This is a genomic window from Paenibacillus sp. FJAT-27812 (assembly GCF_001273905.1).
In the GTDB taxonomy this organism is placed as follows: domain Bacteria; phylum Bacillota; class Bacilli; order Paenibacillales; family Paenibacillaceae; genus Pristimantibacillus.
The window spans coordinates 6,140,172-6,157,130 of the sequence record NZ_LIGH01000001.1; the positions used below are offsets into that span (position 1 = coordinate 6,140,172).

Below are 16,959 nucleotides of genomic sequence, written 5' to 3' on the forward strand. Positions count from 1 at the left end.
GAACATGTACAATTCCGGGTGTTACGATAACATTTGTATCAAAAATAACATCTGTCGCTTATGGTACAGTCTGAGCGCTTAGATTATAAATAAATCCGGATATGATTGGGGGGGAGATCGGCAATATGATCGGCATTATACTCATTTCCTTTCTCATCATGATTTGCAGCAATTATGTACGAAGCTCGATAAACAAAGAAAAGATAATGCCGACAATCCTCAAAATTAAGAATTGCTGGCAAGGGAAGGGCTGGAAAAATATATTTGATTAGAACCCTATTAAGCGATAACTTGAGCTAAAAACCTAACGATTTCAATAATAATTGGCGTACCCGAAAAAATATCTTGATTGTTGAACATAATGGTCAAAGCGCTTTCGTTCAAAAGATATATACCACCTTCTTGCAGGATCCCGTTGATATAAAGATTGCTGTAGCTATTTGGTCCAATGTCTAAAAATGCGGTAATAGGTGTTCCCTCATCATTAGTGAATGCATTAGCTGGAATCGTTACTTGAGTTTGGGTGTCTTCGGCTATCACATGAAAATATCTTTGAACAGTAGGCAAAATGATGATGTCAGGGATGATAACAGTCCCCGTCGCGCCTCTTTCACCTTGTGGCCCTTGTGGCCCTTGCATTCCCTGAGGTCCTTGTATGCCTTGTTGATCAATAACAACAGGATTCCGTTTTACAATAATGATCTTTTTATTTTTTTTCCTTCTTTTTCGAGGACGATTTGGAATGATTTTCTTATCGCATTTTTTTCTATTGCTAGAAATAGAGTATCTCCATTTCACCCCTGATGTTGAACATAATTTCTCGTTACATTTATGTTTTCTTGTCCGTATTATCTTCTTTGCAGCTAATTTCCTACCCAAGCCATATCACTCCCTATTACATTCATGTATATATGATATGTTACGATCGCTTTGAGGTATGGACTAAATATCAAGTACGATTAGGTTGGAATCTATTTTTAACATAAATAGGTATCGGTAACCCTTGCCTAAAAATAAAAAAACCACCCCAAGGGGTGGCTACGGAAACGGCAATGTGATTGTCGTTGTGGTTCCTTTACCAAGTTCGCTTTGAATATCGATGTGCCCGTGATGGGCTTCAATGATCTTGAAACAAACCATCAAGCCTAGTCCCGTTCCTTTTTCTTTCGTTGTGAAAAACGGTTTTCCAAGATTAGCAATTTGATCATGGTGGATCCCCAAGCCATCGTCGCTGAACACAATTTGCAAGTCAGACGTATTCTTGGCAATGATCCTCACACTTATTGTACCTCCGGATGGCATGGCTTCTATTGAATTTTTGATCAAATTTATAAAAACTTGTTTCAGTTGATTCGGCTCGCAAAAAATCCGTGAATCCATCGCATCCAGATAGAAATTCAATTGAACATTATATAAAATGGCCTGTGGCTGCATCATAAATATGACGTTCTCAATCAGGTCTTTTGAATCGGTTTCCACAAACTTATCAGCTTGGGGCTTCGCCATACTCATAAATTCATTCACGATCTGGTTGATTCGTTCAATTTCTACGAGCATAATATCGACGTAAGCTGTTTCTTTTGACTTTAAAAGCTGTAAAAACCCTTTTAACGCCGTTAACGGGTTGCGTATCTCGTGGGCTATTCCAGCAGCAAGCTCGCCCACGATGGATAGCTTCTCCGCTCTTCGAATGATATGATCAGACCGTTTGCGTTCTGACATGTCTCTAATTACGGTTTGAATGACGGGTTCTCCATCATGCCTATGTATAAAAATAGATGACACCTCGACATCCACTACAGTCCCATCCAATCGCTGCAATTCAAGGCTTGTAAACTCCATAAAGCCATCGGTTTCTATAGCTTGTGCAAATCTTTCCAATATTCTCTCATGGTAACTGATACTGGAAAATTCGAAGACTGAGCGTCCTATAAGCTCCTCTGTCGTTTGGGCGTTAAACAATTTTAACGCCATATCATTAACGAAGGTAATGATACAGTTTCTGTGAAGTATGATAGGCTCAGGAGATAGCTTCAGTACACGGCTATATTCCCGCTCTTTTTGAGCAAGCTCAAACACTGCTTTTTTTCTTTCTGTAATATCTCGAAATAATAGCTGAACCGATCTATTGCCTTGAAATTGAATAGGTACGGCTTTGACTTCGATATGGATAATTTCATCATCTAACCGTATGAGCCTTTTATCCAAAAGCGAACAAGCTTGATTGAACGTATATAACTGATTGATTTCGCCGAGCAGGATGTCTAAATCATCAGGATGAAAAAAACGAGCTGCATTTTCGCCTATCAGTTCCTCCGGTTTTGAAACGCCAATGAGGATTACCGCTGCAGGATTTACAAAAGCAATCCTATTATTCTGTAATACCACGATAGGCTCAGGAGAGTTTTCGACCAACAGGCGATACCGCTCCTCGCTTTCTTTGATCAGCGCTTCTGCCTGTTTCTTTTCCGTAATATCCCTCTCGACGCCAACGAATGCAACGACCTCTCCGCTATCATCTCGCATCGCAGAAATAGTCACATTCGCATAAAAAGTACTGCCATCTTTTCTTAGCTTTTCAACTTCCCGCCCGCTGTATTCTTCGCCTTGTATAATTTTCTCATATAACTCAAACACCATAGCTTTATCTTTTTCCGGCGTCATCGGCAAAATCTTGCCAATCACTTCTTCTTCGGTCCATCCATGAAGTTCCTCGAACTTTTTGTTGATACCGAGTACTCTTCCTTCTGTATCTACGATAACGACTCCGTCAGAAGTAATATTTAGGAAAGATAATATTAGTCTGGGTTTATTTAATGTTGAAAAAAAATCTTTAATAAATATCACCCTTTTTCAATTATGTCACAGACTATTTTCCATCTATTTTTGCATCATATCGTATATTAATAATAAAATAAATGGTTGATCGGTCTATCGTTCAAAAAAAAATTAGTCTAACTTATTTTATTCCAAAATCATTATTTTAGTTTGTATTTTCGACAGTATTCGCTTCAAATTTTTATTTGATATACATCCTAATAGCTTTTTAGAGTTGCTTATCATTCAGCAAAAAAAACACCCCGAAGGGTGGGACGTACGATAAAGATTTGATTTTATGTAAAAATTCATTCGCAAGCATTGTTAGCCCTCTTTGTCTGGAACCCAGTTTTGAAAACCGTTGTCTTCAAGAATGCCAAGCGTTACATCCGTGATGTCAGGATCGGTAAGCAGTTTGTCTCTTATGCGAAACTTAATATCATCGGCTTCGGCAAGCGTTAGCCCCGGCTTAAGTTCGATTAGGCCATCAACATGATAATATCTGCCTTCTTGCAAAATTCGCATTTGAAATATATCGGTGACATTCAGATCTGAACGTATAAGCTTTTCCACTTTAACCTCTACATCAAGAGGTGCCGCAACGCCGATCAGCCCGACCATGTTATCATAACCTACCCGAAAAGCGACGCCAACCATGAGTAAACCAATCAATATCGTCGATATCCCATCTAGCAGCTCAAAGCGAGTTACCGAAGTTACTACTACTGCCAACAGAGCTAGTAATGCTCCGAGCGTTGCCACAATGTCTTCATAAAACACTAATCGTGTCGGTGGAGCAGCACGGCCTACATTTCGGAATGAAGCGCTAATAATTCCAAAACCGCTCGCTTCTGTACGCGACTCCCGAACAACTTCCTTCATCACTTTTATCAGGACGAAACCATCAACCGCAATCGAGAGCAGAAGAACTATAAAATTAAGCCAAAAACCGTGCGCTTCCACAGGATTATGCAAGAGATGAAACCCTTCGATAATCGTATGGTAAGCCATAACGGTAACGACAATTACCGCAATCATGCAAAAAATATTTATAACCCGGCCAAAGCCGATGGGGAACTTGGGTGTAGGTTTTTTCTCCGCTAATACGCTCCCTGTAAAAACAAAGGCTTGGTTAACCGCATCGGCAACGGAATGCATTGTTGATGCAAACATGGCTCCACTCCCTGTTATTGCAGCAGCTATTCCTTTTACGATAGCTAATGCAGTGTTACCGATAGCGGCAGTTCCAGATGACATATTCCCTTTTTTCATTAAATAGATAAAACTATTTTGTTTATCCATTATTTTTACCTCCTGAATCTTAGCCCTTTACTATTGCGGCTGTATTCCATGCATGCTGATAACTATCGAAAATCAATCATTTGGCTTCGAGTTATTATATACCTGAATGTTGCAACCCATTCACCGCTTTCCTTTTATCCATGCTTTTCATCAAATACGCTGACGCTTCGTAATGAGTTGATAGATTAAATATACACTCATCAGAAAAACCCCATAAACCGCGATGACAACTAGCGATCCCATTGCTCCGGATTGAATGCTATCTCCAAGATAAGTGAAAACCAATATAAATGGGATTTTACCTAGGAGCGTTGCGGTTAGAAATATTTTGAATGACAAACCAAATGTGCCCGCATAAATATTAATGAGTGCCGCTGGCATGATGGGGATCAGCCTTGCCAATAAAATCGACCAAAAGACGCGCGTCCGTAAAAAATTATCCATACGGCGTAATTTTTTTGAGTTTTCGAGCCAAAGCATGCCCATATCCTTAAATAAATACCGCACTAAAAAATACACGAGCACTGCTGCACTCGTCGAAGCTATTAAATTGATGATTCCGCCATTTAACAACCCGTATTTCGCGCCAATGATTCCACCAATTAAACCGAATGGCACCCCGGGTACAGCCGCTAGAAGCACAACAATGATAAATACGAGTGGAAAGAAAACATCCTCCTCTTCTCTAAGCCACGCGATTAGCTCATTCCATTTTAATATCATCACCAACAGAAGCACGATATTGATAAAAACGATCATCCACTTGCTAAAACTCAAGGGCATCACCTTTCAATAAAAACGATTAAATCACAGCTGAATAGCATTAAGCCTTCGGAATTCTCGCTACGACTTCTGTACCTGCATTTTGTTCACTGAGCACCTTTAATTTTCCATTAAATGATTTGATAATTTGGAAGCATACCATCATACCTAAGCCAGTGCCGCTTTCCTTCAAGGAATAATAGGGTGAGCCCAGTCGTTCTACTTCCTCTTTCGACATCCCTATTCCCTCATCTTTTACACGTATTTCCACATGTGATTGATCCAAAGCGATGCATGAGGCCCAGACCGTTCCGCTATCAGGCATGGATTCAATCGCGTTTTTCATAATGTTAATTAGGAATTGGTTCATTCTTTGGGCATTTCCGTGAACGATGCAGTTGCTCTCAATATGGGTTTGGATAATCACGTTTTTGCTTAGCGCATAATTTTGCAACAAAGCCACGGCTCGTCTTAGTTGATCAGCTACATCCACGTCAACATCTAAATCCGAGAGCGGTTTCCCAAAACTCAAAAACTGATGAATAATGTTGTTTGCTTGATCCAATTCTTCAATAGACAGCTTAATATACTGCTTCTTCTTATCAGGCATATCAGGCGTATCGAGCAGCTGAAGAAAGCCCCGGGCTACCTGCATCGGATTACGGATTTCATGGGCAAATACACCTGTTAAATTTCCAATCAGCCGCAGCCTTTCCGCATTTTGAAGCTCTTTGCGCATCGTATGGATCTCTGCCATGTTCTCATTTAAAGCGGTCATCAACCAAGCTATTCCAGCTGCACATCCGAAGTGCAAAATTTGCAGCGTTAGGCTCTCAGTTGTAATTCCCTTAAGGACCGAGACAAATACAGTACCCGCCAAGCAATAATACGACGATAGCAAAACGGCAATTTTAATTCGCTTGTTTTTTCTGGATACTTTAACGAATGTCTTCTGAAAATAAAGAATAACAGAAAATCCACAGGCAATAGCCAGCAGCGAGCTGTAAAAGCCGGTATCGACGCCTAAATAATATCGATATATAATGACCAAAAGCGATAAGAACACACCCGTTCTTTGACCGCCATACAATGTACCTATCAGCAAGGGAACGATTCTGAAGTCATGATGCATGCCGTTTCCGTAACTTATTGGAAATGACATACAAAGGAAAACTGAACTTCCCCAAAGCAAAGCTAGAAAAAGGTTAGTATTTTTTCTGATTTGAATATGGCCTAACAAATAGGCCTGATATATGCCAACTGGCACAATGACTAATGATAACTGCAGCAAGAAGTCTTTGATTATGCTCAAATGCCGCCACCTCACCATCCATTTGAATAACATGGACATGCATCTTTTATCTAACACAAAGCCCAATTATTTGCTAAATAAATTGTACAATGAACATGAAGAAATTAACAAGATTCCGAATAAAAAAGTGAATGTTGCTGTCGAATTTAGCGTTATACTTTGACGGCATATCGTAAATCGGTTTTGAGAATTGCTTTTTCTACCCATGGGTGAAAAGTTTATTGTATGTTAAACTATATTAACAACAAGCATTAGCAGATTTAACACCATATACGATAAAGGAGTCGAATTATGTTTCATCCTGAACAATACGAAGGAACTCTCGAACAAAAATACGAGCTAGCGATCCGCCAGCTACAAGCTTTGCTGGATGGTGAAACCGATGTTATTTCTAATCTGGCTAATGCATCGGCGTTGCTAAATCAATTTTTAGATAATATCAATTGGGTTGGATTTTACATCTATCGGGGGAACGAGCTCGTTGTGGGACCGTTTCAAGGCTTGCCGGCCTGCGTTCGTATCCCGTTACATCGAGGCGTCTGCGGGAAAGCTGCAAGCGAAAGACTGACCGTCAGAGTTGGAAATGTCCATGAGTTCCCGGGACATATCGCATGCGACTCCGCTTCTCAATCAGAAATTGTTATTCCTATCATAAAAGACGGCGAGTTGTTCGGCGTTCTCGATATTGATAGCCCTGTGCTCGATCGCTTTGATGAGGTTGACCAGCATTACCTAGAGAAGTTCGTCAATCAATTAATCACCTATTTATAATTTGAAAAAGCTTCGAGTAATCGTATTTTAGCGGTCGCAGCCTTAGAAAATTTAGTTGTCTGAAAAAAAACGAGCCTCAGAATCGCTTCTCGAGGCTCGTCCTATTAATCTGCATAACAAGTTCTTGCGATATTTATGGTTTATTCGGTGTTTTCGCTTCGGATCGAATATCATCTCGAATCATAGCAACCAGTTTTGCAACTTGCTCGCCCGATAATGCACCCGACGCGATTGAACGTGCGGCGGCCGGAACGTACCAAGCCCGTATTTCTTCCTCTGTTACCCCAGATAGCTTACCGTACTCGTCGACGAAAATTTCATAGGCTGCATGGCGCCAAGTTTCAAAAAAAGCATTGACGGCAGCCGGTGTTTCCGGTGGCAAGACGGCATATTCAATCATCACACAAACTTCCGCGACGTCTGCGGCTGGGTTGCCAAGCGAAGCATGCATCCAGTCTACCATGAACGGCATACCGTTTCTTAATATCAAATTGCCTGGATTCGTGTCACCGTGGCAAAGCTGTCGTTTAACAGGCAAAAGATCCATATACGCATGGATGGAAGTGATTTCGTCATTGGTAAATGCTGCAGGCCGGCCGATAATCGCTTTTAAATGCTCCATTTGTTCAGTAGCTACGCCGGAGACGTTTGCTTTGTGAATGTCATTCAGCACTCTCGCATATTTTCGTAGATCGCTGTCTGCCTCGTTAAAATCGATCACTCGAAAAGAATTCAAATGTTCAAATATTCGGTTCAAGATCGTTTCCCCGACTATCTTTTCGAAAATAATACCGTGGCGCCCATCACAGGTCACAAGTTCAAACGGGCGAGCGGCTGGAAGCCCGCTTTCCCAAGCAGCGGAGCAGTTCCGATATTCGAGCTGAACAGCCTCCGGCGGCGTGCTTGAATGAAACAGCTTGACGACTTTGTCGTCGCCACCCCATTCGTAAACTTCACAACTTGAGCCTATACCTATACATTTGCCTAGCATCGTCAACTGAAAGACCTCCTTATAACGATCGGTCATCCTAGGGTTACTCTCCAACTTAAAATTCACAATAATAGTATAATAATCCGTCTACTAATACCTCCGTCTGGGGATGTAGTTGTTAAAATTTGTAGAGACAACTTCAGGAATGACTCGCATAATGGGCACTATTTAAAATGACCTCGAGGCTTTTTACCGCTCCATCTCTCGTCCACCTTCTCGTTTACCGATTGATATCTCGCATCTACGCTGATTCGATACTGGTTTGTCGTATTCTCGAGCGAACAATGAAGCAAATACATCCCAAAGATGAGAACATCTCCAGCTTGAAAAGCCGTTGTCGCCCACTTGCCGCCGAATTTTTCCGTAATTACAAGCGGATCATCCGTATAGTGGCCAATGCCATCCCGGTCCGAATCCTTCGAGCCGTACGTGCGCTTCAATTGTTCAAACCGGTGCGATCCTAGACAGATGGCAAGACCACCCATCTCAAGCGAAACGTCACCTAGAGGAGACCAAACGGTGTATACATGCTGTGTGCCTCTGCCCATATACACAATGTCATAGTGAGCCCCTGTGAAATCTCCTTTTCCAACGGCTCTGAGCCATTTATATTGGTAAGTAAGAGCTTGCTCGCGAAGGAAATCATCGAAGAAGCGCATCACATGCTCCCCGTTCAATACGTTAAGCAACTCAGGCAAATCCTCGTTGGTGCCACCCATAAAAATACTTTTGCTGCCATCGGCCATGACTCCTTCCTCTAGCAGCGTGTCCCGAGCGATCTTCCCGGTTCTGTCCATTTTCTCTAAAATGCTCATTCGGGCACGAAGCACTTGCTCCCGTTCATGAAACCCGCGAATCAGCAAATATCCGTCATCCTCCATCCGCTTACGCAGTGCCGCCATATCATGGATAATATCGTTTGAGCTTCTCAATTCAATTAAGTGCGGACCATTCATCTCGAGTTCACGACTGCCTACCTTGACCATCATTGCGAATACACTCCCCTGCTAATTTGTCACCAAACTTTTCTGGATTTTGCTTGCTTTCTATAGGTTGATTGTAGGATAAATCAATGTGCTCATCCATGGATAACGGTATTTTTTTCATGTATAATTGTACAAAATAAGATCTAATAAATGTATATAAGCCAATGTTTCAATGTAGTTTAGAACTTATTAGAGGTGACAGACACAATGTCCTACATGAACATCCCCTATGGTTTAGAAGGAAAATCAGCAATTCCTCCTTGCCATTTTAATTCCATCTGGAAAGTACAAGCAAACGACGCGTACCAAGTAACCAAAGGAGAGGGATTCGCTGCCCCCGGCTTGTTTATTACCTATAACGGAAAAGGAACCCTGACTCAATTAACAGATCGGTTTGAACTGAATGCAGGTTCATATTTTTTCGTTCAGGAAGCTGTTGCGTCTACTTATAGGTGTCAAAATGATGATTGGAAGTTCTATTTTCTTGACTTCAGCAGCCTGGAAATCGCGCACTTTCTCCAGCTTCCCGTCGGTGAGGTCCTTTCAACGGATAAAATGACAGAGGCCATTCAACTCTGTGAGCGAATGATTGACAATCTGATTGCACAGCCGACCGGATACGCTTATTCCGCTAATATTTTGCTGCAAGAAATACTGCTCTTGTTCGCCCGGGAACTATCGATAGAAGATACGTTCCGTCATACGGAGCTGAGCAAGATCCTTATCGATATGCATAAAAATATGGACAAGCCATTCCGGGTCGAGGAATTCGTGAAAAAAAGCGGCTTGTCCCGCACGTCTTTCTTTACCCGTTTTCGTTCCATAACCGGACTGTCTCCAAGCAACTATATGTTAAAGCTAAAGCTGGAGTCGGCAAAAGCATCCCTCGAAACGACAAATTTGTCGGTTAAGGAAATCGCAGCTACGCTGCATTTTTATGACGAATTTCACTTTTCAAAACTGTTTAAAAGAAGCTGCGGACTATCGCCAACCGCATTTCGCCGCCTGAAATTATCGGGACGGCAGCCACCGGAGTTTTCTTAGAGCATTTGATTTTGAGCATTAAAAAATCGCCAATCCGCCGATATAGCCGGCGAATAGGCGATTAGCTCTACCTAAATCAATCGTTTTTTGTTCGATTAGCTTTAACATATTTAAGCTGGGCCACGATGATGACGCTAATGATAACTAGGAGGAACCACGAGCTGATCTTGCTGAAACTAACCAACTGCCAGGTTTGATGCTGATCAGGGTATTTCCAAGCATCAAAAAATGTAGCTATATTCTCCGCTAGCCAGATAAAAAAACCTACAAGGATAAAGGCGAGCGTTAAATGCATTCGATAAGCAGCAGTCCGTACCCGATATATAATCCGTGTTTTCCAAAAGACGATAAATACAAGCGCAGTCAGCCACCAACGAAAATCAGGAATAAAGTGATGCGTGAAAAAGTTGAAATAGATCGCCCCTCCAAGCAGAGCCGCAGGCGTAAGCCCCGGCCACCCTGTCATGTCCATTCGCAGTCTCCGCCATACCTGGCACATAAAGCTTGCTACACTTGCATACATAAATCCGCTATAGAGCGGGACACCGAGCAGCTTCGTATATCCTGGCTCAGGATATTCCCACGATCCCATCGATACTTTATAGATTTCCAGACACAGACCAATAATGTGAAAAATACAGATTACTTTGATTTCATCAAGCGTCTCTAATCCGCTGCGGTACATGAAATATTGCACACCAAGCAGAATCAGAAGAATGGCATCATAACGATAAATGAAGGGCAGCTCTATTACGCTTGAGAGAGCTAAAGTTCCAAAGATCGCAACAGGAAAAATGCAGCTCATCGCCTGATGATAACCAAAATGCAAGAGTTGAATGATCGGTTTCAATTCTGTTTATCTCCTCTGCATGCCCATTTAATCGTACGATTCATCAAATGGACATGTGTAATCGCGATGTAGGCCGCTCATTTGACTTAAACCAAGAATAAAGGTGAAATCCCTATTGATAAAGAGAAAGTTTCTCGTTTAATATTTCTTATTTTGGGTTAGTCTACATCGTTTTGAGATGCTAAACAAAAATAAAATACAAAGTCCTATAACCCTAATTTTTGACCTTTCTCCAGCCTTAGAATTCTGCTTTCCCCTTCATTAGCCAGCTCTCTAAACTGATTTATGGTTTCACGCATCCTTGGGAGCGCCTCCTGCTTATACGTACTAATCGAATCCAGCGCCGACAGCACATCAACAAACGCCTGTTTCATCGTATCGACTGAAATATTCGTTTCGAGTGACTGCTTTTGAATTGCTGCGCCCTGATCCTTCAGCATTTTTGAAGTGCCGCTTATTAGATTGTCAGTAGTCTGATTGAGAAGCTCAATCTTTTTAAGGACAATTCTCTGATTGTAGAGGGCGCTTGCCACCGTAACTGAGATTTTCAAGGCGGAGACCGTAACGTTTCTAGCTCGGTCTACCCCTCTGATGAGCTCCTTATTATTTCTCATAACAACCTCAATGGCCATGATCCCCTGCTGATTAACGACCAACATTTGCTGCAAATCCATTAGGCGCTGGCGCAAAGGAAACAATACCTCCTCCGTGATAAAGAGAATTTTATCTTCAGACTCCTGGCGAAGCTTTGCCGCTTCAATCTGAGACTCAATCTCAGCATCCATTAACACGCCTAGCTGGATTTCCTTTTGAAGCTTTTTAGTGAGCTCCCTGAGCCCATACTGTTCGAGCTCCAAAGTTGTGTTATCATTCTTTAATACCGTTTTCCCCTTATCCAAAGATAATATAATGTCCGAAATGACCGCATCCGCTTTCTGGTATTTCACAAAATAACGCCGTAATGGGTTAAACAGCATGCCTAACAGACCGTTTTTGGCAAAATCCACGACGCTTGGATCTAAATCTTTTAGCTGAAGATGCAGCTCCGTCAAGCCCTTGGCTACTTGCCCGCCTTCATCCCCTGTTTTGGATAAGTTTCCTACAGCTACCTGTAAGAGAGCATTTTTTTCCGAGGACGACCTCATTGATCCCATTCCGAAACTATCAATGGATTGCAGCACCGCTCTCCGCTTCTCCAATGACTCCATATCGAGTGCCAAAATCGTTGAAACGTTGTTTAAGGCCAGCTCTTTTAGCTGCTTTATTTCCTCAGGCTCAGGCTTTACCTGCTCCTCGATCGCCGATTTCAGCTTCTCCTCGCTGATTACTTCCATCGTAAAAGACATTGCAGCGCCTCCTCATGGGTTCGTATTACATCTGAACGTTGAGCAAATTGCCGATCTTATAAACAACATCCTCTGTATCTGCGTTGATGCTTGCCGCCTCATTAATGCTTGAAATGCTTTGAAGAGCCTTGATGTTCGCATTATAGCCAATCGTATAGACAGGGATGTTGAACGTCTCAATCAATCCTCTGATATCCTTAAGCGAATGCCCTTCATTCGTCTCTCCATCGCTCAAGACAAAGATCAGCGGCTTCACCTCCGGATGCAAAGCCACCTCATCCTGAAGCATTTTCATCGCCACCACGATGCCGTCAAAAGTAGCTGTCCCCCCGCTGGCCTGAAGACTGTTTATCGCTCCGACAAACATGGACTGCTGATTCGTGTCGTACTTCCCGATAGGAAGATTGATGGCAACATCGCTGGAGTAAGAAACAAAACCAATACTATTGTCACGGCCTAAATACTTTTGTCCTTTCAATAACGATTCCTTCAGTCGGTTCAACGGTTCACCGCCCATGCTTCCCGACACATCCGCTACGAACACGGCCGCGATCGGCTTGCTCCCATCCTTCTTCTCCTTCCACAGCTTCTGCGCGGCAGACAAGAGACTGCCATCCACCACTTCAAGCTCAGACTGATAATCTTGAAGACCATTAAAACCCTTCTCCTCAGCTATACGCTGATATTTTTCCTGCTCAACAAAATCGGCAAACTTCTGTATTATCTCCAACTTATCATTGGGCAGATCACCCAAAGCGTAAAGTGGACTGTCATGCCTAACGCCAAAAGGAGTGAACACATAACCTGCTTTAAAATCCGTCGCATTCACAAAGGTTTGATATTCTAAAACAAAAGCATCCAGCATGCCTGTCTTTGCTGCGTCACGCATTTGCAGCGTGGTTGATGCAATAAAAGGGACATTGGCCTGAAACTTCTCGAAGCCTTGAACCGCTTTCTCCCCAAGAAGGTCAGTGCTGTCAAAGGTTCTGAGGGCAGTCACCAGAAAATTTAAACCTGTAGAACTGGCAAATGGATCTGTATACCCCATAGCCAGCTCATTATCCGCAATCGCATCTGTAACCGTCTTTATATTCAGAGCACCATATTTGCTTACCAGCTCATCATACTTTTTCTTTGTTGTTACAATACCCGTAACATTACCGACAAGACGCTTAGATACAAGCTGAGCAGCGATTCCATCCGATTTTACCATTTCTCCCCATAGTTCATTTGAAGGGGTAAATCCATCTGGTACATATTTACCTGACCTTATATATTCGGTAGCTGTACCTGAAGCGATATTACGGATCATGACAGATACCGGTTTTCCATTTATAGAGATATTGGATTTATTGAAATCGGTGGCCACTTCATTTAACCAGCCGTCAACACCTGTACCAGATTTCTCTGTGGATGAGAAAATCTCTACGAAGCTGTCGGTCGTATTGGTTACCGATACTGGGAACTTAGAAATATCGGGTAATGAATCGCCGATCTCTACAGGATCAAGGTCGATTTGGCCCTTTATCTGTTCCGTAGTCGTCACAGAAACATCTTTATATAGTTTATCAAGCTTTTTAGCCGCATCCTCCGAGGTGACCTGAGTCTGGGTTTTGCCTAAATTGGACGTTAAACTGATCCCTAAATATACAAGTAAAAATACAATCACAGCAATCGAGACTAACACCACAAAAGCTTTTCCTTTACCTGCCATAGCTGTCCCCTCTCAATGCTTATAAAGTTTGGTCTGCTTGATTAACAAATCAATTTCCTTCATACACGGCATTTCCTCGACATCTCTATAATCAGCGCTGTTTAATAGAGATATTTCCAATAATAATTTATCTAACTTTAATAGAATTTCTTCGTTTGCACCAAGATAACCAGTGACGTAAGATAAGTACTCGTTGTATAAATCGTTTTTTTCTTTCACAAGTTTGTCAGAGAACTTCGCGGACTTTTGCTGACTGGCAAAGCTTGCGTACCCGGAGACATCGAATACAGATAATTGATTAAGAATGCCCCGAATATTGAGATAGAAAAGCTTCTCAACCTCATGGATAACCGAAGCAAACTTCTTGTAGCTTATCTCCGTCTGATCAAATCGCTGGCTAAGCACCTCAGACAAAGTGAGCTTCTTCTTTTCAATTCGTTCCAACTGATCAAGGGCAAGGGAAATATCCTTCTTTAGCCCTTTTGCATTTCGATAATGGTTAAGCGCAGCGATAAAATCCTCACGCGTCACTATTTTCTTGACAGGCGCCGCAGCAGGAGCTTTAAAGAGTAACGCATAACTCCCGTAAAGCAGTACAAGGAAGCTCACCGCCAACAAAGTTATGCCTGAAGCTGTTTCAAGTACACTTTCACCTCCTATTTCCACACCTAAAATTCCCGGTGACAGAACGATAGTATTAAGGATCGCAACTCCGCCTACAAGCCCAAATAGTTTCAAGGATCTCCCGTTATCCAACGTACACACGTCCCCCGCTATTACTGTAACTTACTCCGATTCAGCTGATTTAGAAGCGTCAAGCTCAACATTCCTTCATGGATAAAATGAAGATATAACACTCCTTATGTTTAATTTATTCAGAGAATAACCGAACAAGCCCCTAAATCTTGCTCATTATCCGATTGATTTTATTAATGGCAAAAAAGAGATCCCTAAGGATCTCACTAATTTATATGAGCAATAAAAAAAGCTATCTGGAAGGTTGCTTGCAGCTATCTTGCTCGTTGAATTCACCATCCTAGGGGAATGACCATAAAATAACGGAGTACCGAATTTCTGAGGAGTGAATGTTTTGGTCAAATTGACTTTAGAAGCTGCAAAACAATTGCTTGCAGTCGCAGAACAGAAAGCCCGGCAAATGGGGCTGTCGAGCGATATCGCGATCGTAGATGAAGGGGCCAACCTAATCGCGTTCCATCGTATGGACAATGCCCGAATTGCTGGTATCGACATCTCCCAGAACAAGGCTTGGACTAGCGTAGCCATGCAGATGCCGACAGCCAACCTTGCGCAATCGGCGCTTCCGGGCGGTCCCTCGTTCGGCATCAATACGACCAACCATGGCAGACTTGTCATCTTGGGCGGTGGCATCCCTCTCGTTAGTAAAGACAAAATCATCGGTGGAATCGGGGTAAGCGGGGGCACGAGCGCTCAAGACATCGAGGTGGCCAATGCTGCGGTTCAAGCCTTCAATAGCCTGCTTGGATTTGGAGACACGGCCATGACTAGCGCTCGCATCGGCTCTACCATTCGAACAGGTAGACCGGCACAATAGAAAGCTGTTGCTAGCTCAATCGTGCTAATCACTTCCATTATATCCTCGAAGAAAACTAAAAAAACTGACGCCGATGGAGAATCGACGTCAGCTTGCTTCCTCGTTTGAACACAAAATATACAATCGAAGCAACAATCTGTATATGTTCGACCCCTGCTTTATTTCCCTTGACAAAAGCGGTTCCCTTAGCGGATGTATTCAAATCTGTAGATTCGGAATTTATTCTAAAGCTTTTCAATTGAATGACTTTTTCGTTGACTGCCGTATCATGAATAGGTTTTTCTTGTTTTGTAGACTGCTGAAAGAATTCTCCGCCATACGAAGAAATGACCTAAAATTTGCCGAGTATCCCCGATTTTGTACGATCTTAGCATGGTAAATGAGCTCTCCCTACCCGTCTTAGCTTATATCAAGAAAGCGTTCTAACCGGCGTCCCGGATAGATAAGCTTCAATATTTTCAACCACGTCTTTATAAAAAGCCTCATAATTCGCTTTCGATACATAGCCGATATGCGGCGTAGTAAGAAGATTCGGAAGCGATCGATAGATATCGTCCTTCGGCAAAGGTTCCACCTCGAACACATCTACCGCGGCGCCGGCAATCCGGCCATTCTGCAAAGCTTCGGCAAGTGCACCTTGATCTACGATCGGAGCGCGGGACGTATTGATCAAATATGCCGAAGGACGCATGCGTTCGAGCTCTGCGGCACCAACCAACCCTCTTGTCCGATCGCTTAATACAAGATGAATGGATACAAAGTCGCTGCTCTCCAAAAGCTCACCCTTAGAAGCGGCTAATCTCACTCCAATCTCGTCGGCCCGCTCTTTCGTTAAATTCTGGCTCCACGCCGTAACGTTCATGCCAAACGCGTGGCCAAATTTGGCGATCTTGCTGCCCAATTTGCCGAGCCCGATTATGCCCAGCGTCTTGCCGTACAAATCTGCTCCAATGGTGCTTTGCCACTGACCGCTGCGAATCGCGTTGTGCTCCTGCACAATGTTGCGGGCCAGACCCAAAATCAAAGCCCACGTGAGCTCGGCTGTTGCGTTACCTGCGCCTTCCGTGCCGCAAACGATAATCCCTTGCGAAGTGGCTGCGGTCATGTCGATCGACGCATTGCGCATGCCTGTGGTAATTAGCAGCTTCAAGCGGGGAAGCTGAGCAAGAAGCGATGCTCGGAAAGGCGTCCTCTCACGCATAATCACGACAATCTCGCAGTCTTCGATCTGTTTGACCAGCTCATCCGGTTGATCGATATGCCGATCGATACTCTTGACCTCCACCTTGTCCAAAATCCGAGACCAATCCGTGGCAGTAAATGCCACTTGCTGATAGTCGTCTAATATCGCACAGCGAAGTTTCATATTGTATTTGCCTCCTTCCTATTTAAAGCGGACGCGGGCAAGCAATGAAGCCACCCGTAATCCATGCTTGTACATCGAACACATAAATGTATTTACAGTATATTGCTGTCTTAAGATCCTTGTAA

Annotated in this window: 15 protein-coding genes; 3 read left to right on the forward strand and 12 right to left on the reverse strand. The window is 43.0% G+C overall.

The annotated features are described in order from the left end of the window. Window positions 1-279: 279 nt before the first annotated feature. The 5 genes from ADU23_RS32395 to ADU23_RS26275 all read right to left on the reverse strand — a co-directional run bounded on the left by ADU23_RS32395 (window position 280) and on the right by ADU23_RS26275 (window position 6,232). A complete protein-coding gene (locus ADU23_RS32395) occupies window positions 280-879 on the reverse strand; it encodes a DUF4183 domain-containing protein (protein WP_053376457.1) in 600 nt (199 codons plus the stop codon). 159 nt (window positions 880-1,038) lie between these two features. Further along, window positions 1,039-2,847, reverse strand: coding sequence for a PAS domain-containing sensor histidine kinase (locus ADU23_RS26260; protein ID WP_053376458.1), 1,809 nt, complete (start codon window positions 2,845-2,847; stop codon window positions 1,039-1,041). Window positions 2,848-3,141: 294 nt separating this feature from the next. After that, complete coding sequence (locus ADU23_RS26265) at window positions 3,142-4,119, reverse strand: cation diffusion facilitator family transporter (RefSeq protein WP_053376459.1); 978 nt, start codon at window positions 4,117-4,119, stop codon at window positions 3,142-3,144. A 150-nt stretch (window positions 4,120-4,269) separates the two neighbouring features. Further along, window positions 4,270-4,896, reverse strand: coding sequence for a TVP38/TMEM64 family protein (locus ADU23_RS26270; RefSeq protein WP_053376460.1), 627 nt, complete (start codon window positions 4,894-4,896; stop codon window positions 4,270-4,272). A gap of 46 nt (window positions 4,897-4,942) precedes the next feature. Further along, window positions 4,943-6,232 (reverse strand): ATP-binding protein, encoded by a 1,290-nt coding sequence (locus ADU23_RS26275; protein ID WP_082311208.1) that lies wholly within the window; start codon window positions 6,230-6,232, stop codon window positions 4,943-4,945. Window positions 6,233-6,484: 252 nt separating this feature from the next. Between ADU23_RS26275 and ADU23_RS26280 the strand changes: the two genes are divergently transcribed. Further along, window positions 6,485-6,964, forward strand: coding sequence for a GAF domain-containing protein (locus ADU23_RS26280; RefSeq protein ID WP_053376462.1), 480 nt, complete (start codon window positions 6,485-6,487; stop codon window positions 6,962-6,964). Between the two features lie 133 nt (window positions 6,965-7,097). On the opposite strand, the gene ADU23_RS26285 is transcribed toward ADU23_RS26280, so the two are convergent. Together ADU23_RS26285 and ADU23_RS26290 are read right to left on the reverse strand one after the other, a co-directional pair. Beyond that, window positions 7,098-7,991, reverse strand: a complete 894-nt coding sequence (locus ADU23_RS26285) for an aminoglycoside phosphotransferase family protein (protein ID WP_053376463.1) — start codon at window positions 7,989-7,991, stop codon at window positions 7,098-7,100. A gap of 128 nt (window positions 7,992-8,119) precedes the next feature. After that, window positions 8,120-8,944, reverse strand: a complete 825-nt coding sequence (locus tag ADU23_RS26290) for a phytanoyl-CoA dioxygenase family protein (protein WP_053376464.1) — start codon at window positions 8,942-8,944, stop codon at window positions 8,120-8,122. Window positions 8,945-9,148: 204 nt separating this feature from the next. Here ADU23_RS26290 and ADU23_RS26295 point away from each other — a divergent pair, with 204 nt between their 5' ends. Then, complete coding sequence (locus ADU23_RS26295) at window positions 9,149-9,985, forward strand: helix-turn-helix domain-containing protein (protein ID WP_053376465.1); 837 nt, start codon at window positions 9,149-9,151, stop codon at window positions 9,983-9,985. 76 nt (window positions 9,986-10,061) lie between these two features. On the opposite strand, the gene ADU23_RS26300 is transcribed toward ADU23_RS26295, so the two are convergent. The 4 genes from ADU23_RS26300 to ADU23_RS26315 all read right to left on the reverse strand — a co-directional run bounded on the left by ADU23_RS26300 (window position 10,062) and on the right by ADU23_RS26315 (window position 14,651). Continuing rightward, window positions 10,062-10,835, reverse strand: a complete 774-nt coding sequence (locus ADU23_RS26300) for a DUF817 domain-containing protein (RefSeq protein WP_082311209.1) — start codon at window positions 10,833-10,835, stop codon at window positions 10,062-10,064. A 206-nt stretch (window positions 10,836-11,041) separates the two neighbouring features. Beyond that, on the reverse strand, window positions 11,042-12,181 hold the full coding sequence (locus ADU23_RS26305; protein WP_053376466.1) for a toxic anion resistance protein: 1,140 nt from the start codon (window positions 12,179-12,181) through the stop codon (window positions 11,042-11,044). A gap of 25 nt (window positions 12,182-12,206) precedes the next feature. Beyond that, window positions 12,207-13,895, reverse strand: a complete 1,689-nt coding sequence (locus ADU23_RS26310) for a vWA domain-containing protein (protein WP_053376467.1) — start codon at window positions 13,893-13,895, stop codon at window positions 12,207-12,209. Between the two features lie 12 nt (window positions 13,896-13,907). After that, window positions 13,908-14,651 carry a hypothetical protein gene (locus ADU23_RS26315; protein WP_053376468.1) on the reverse strand — a complete coding sequence of 248 codons (744 nt, stop codon included), beginning with the start codon at window positions 14,649-14,651 and terminating at the stop codon, window positions 13,908-13,910. 334 nt (window positions 14,652-14,985) lie between these two features. Between ADU23_RS26315 and ADU23_RS26320 the strand changes: the two genes are divergently transcribed. After that, window positions 14,986-15,468, forward strand: coding sequence for a GlcG/HbpS family heme-binding protein (locus ADU23_RS26320; RefSeq protein WP_053376469.1), 483 nt, complete (start codon window positions 14,986-14,988; stop codon window positions 15,466-15,468). Between the two features lie 409 nt (window positions 15,469-15,877). On the opposite strand, the gene ADU23_RS26325 is transcribed toward ADU23_RS26320, so the two are convergent. Then, complete coding sequence (locus ADU23_RS26325) at window positions 15,878-16,834, reverse strand: D-2-hydroxyacid dehydrogenase family protein (protein WP_053376470.1); 957 nt, start codon at window positions 16,832-16,834, stop codon at window positions 15,878-15,880. Window positions 16,835-16,959 lie beyond the last annotated feature (125 nt).

Bases quoted from the DNA above. Each gene is read 5' to 3' on its own strand.
- ADU23_RS26285 (WP_053376463.1), bottom strand. From the start codon at position 7,991: ATGACCGATCGTTATAAGGAGGTCTTTCAGTTGACGATGCTAGGCAAA.
- ADU23_RS26305 (WP_053376466.1), bottom strand. From the start codon at position 12,181: ATGTCTTTTACGATGGAAGTAATCAGCGAGGAGAAGCTGAAATCGGCG.
- ADU23_RS26265 (WP_053376459.1), bottom strand. From the start codon at position 4,119: ATGGATAAACAAAATAGTTTTATCTATTTAATGAAAAAAGGGAATATG.
- ADU23_RS26325 (WP_053376470.1), bottom strand. From the start codon at position 16,834: ATGAAACTTCGCTGTGCGATATTAGACGACTATCAGCAAGTGGCATTT.
- ADU23_RS26275 (WP_082311208.1), bottom strand. From the start codon at position 6,232: ATGTCCATGTTATTCAAATGGATGGTGAGGTGGCGGCATTTGAGCATA.
- ADU23_RS26295 (WP_053376465.1), top strand. From the start codon at position 9,149: ATGTCCTACATGAACATCCCCTATGGTTTAGAAGGAAAATCAGCAATT.
- ADU23_RS26310 (WP_053376467.1), bottom strand. From the start codon at position 13,895: ATGGCAGGTAAAGGAAAAGCTTTTGTGGTGTTAGTCTCGATTGCTGTG.
- ADU23_RS26280 (WP_053376462.1), top strand. From the start codon at position 6,485: ATGTTTCATCCTGAACAATACGAAGGAACTCTCGAACAAAAATACGAG.
- ADU23_RS26290 (WP_053376464.1), bottom strand. From the start codon at position 8,944: ATGATGGTCAAGGTAGGCAGTCGTGAACTCGAGATGAATGGTCCGCAC.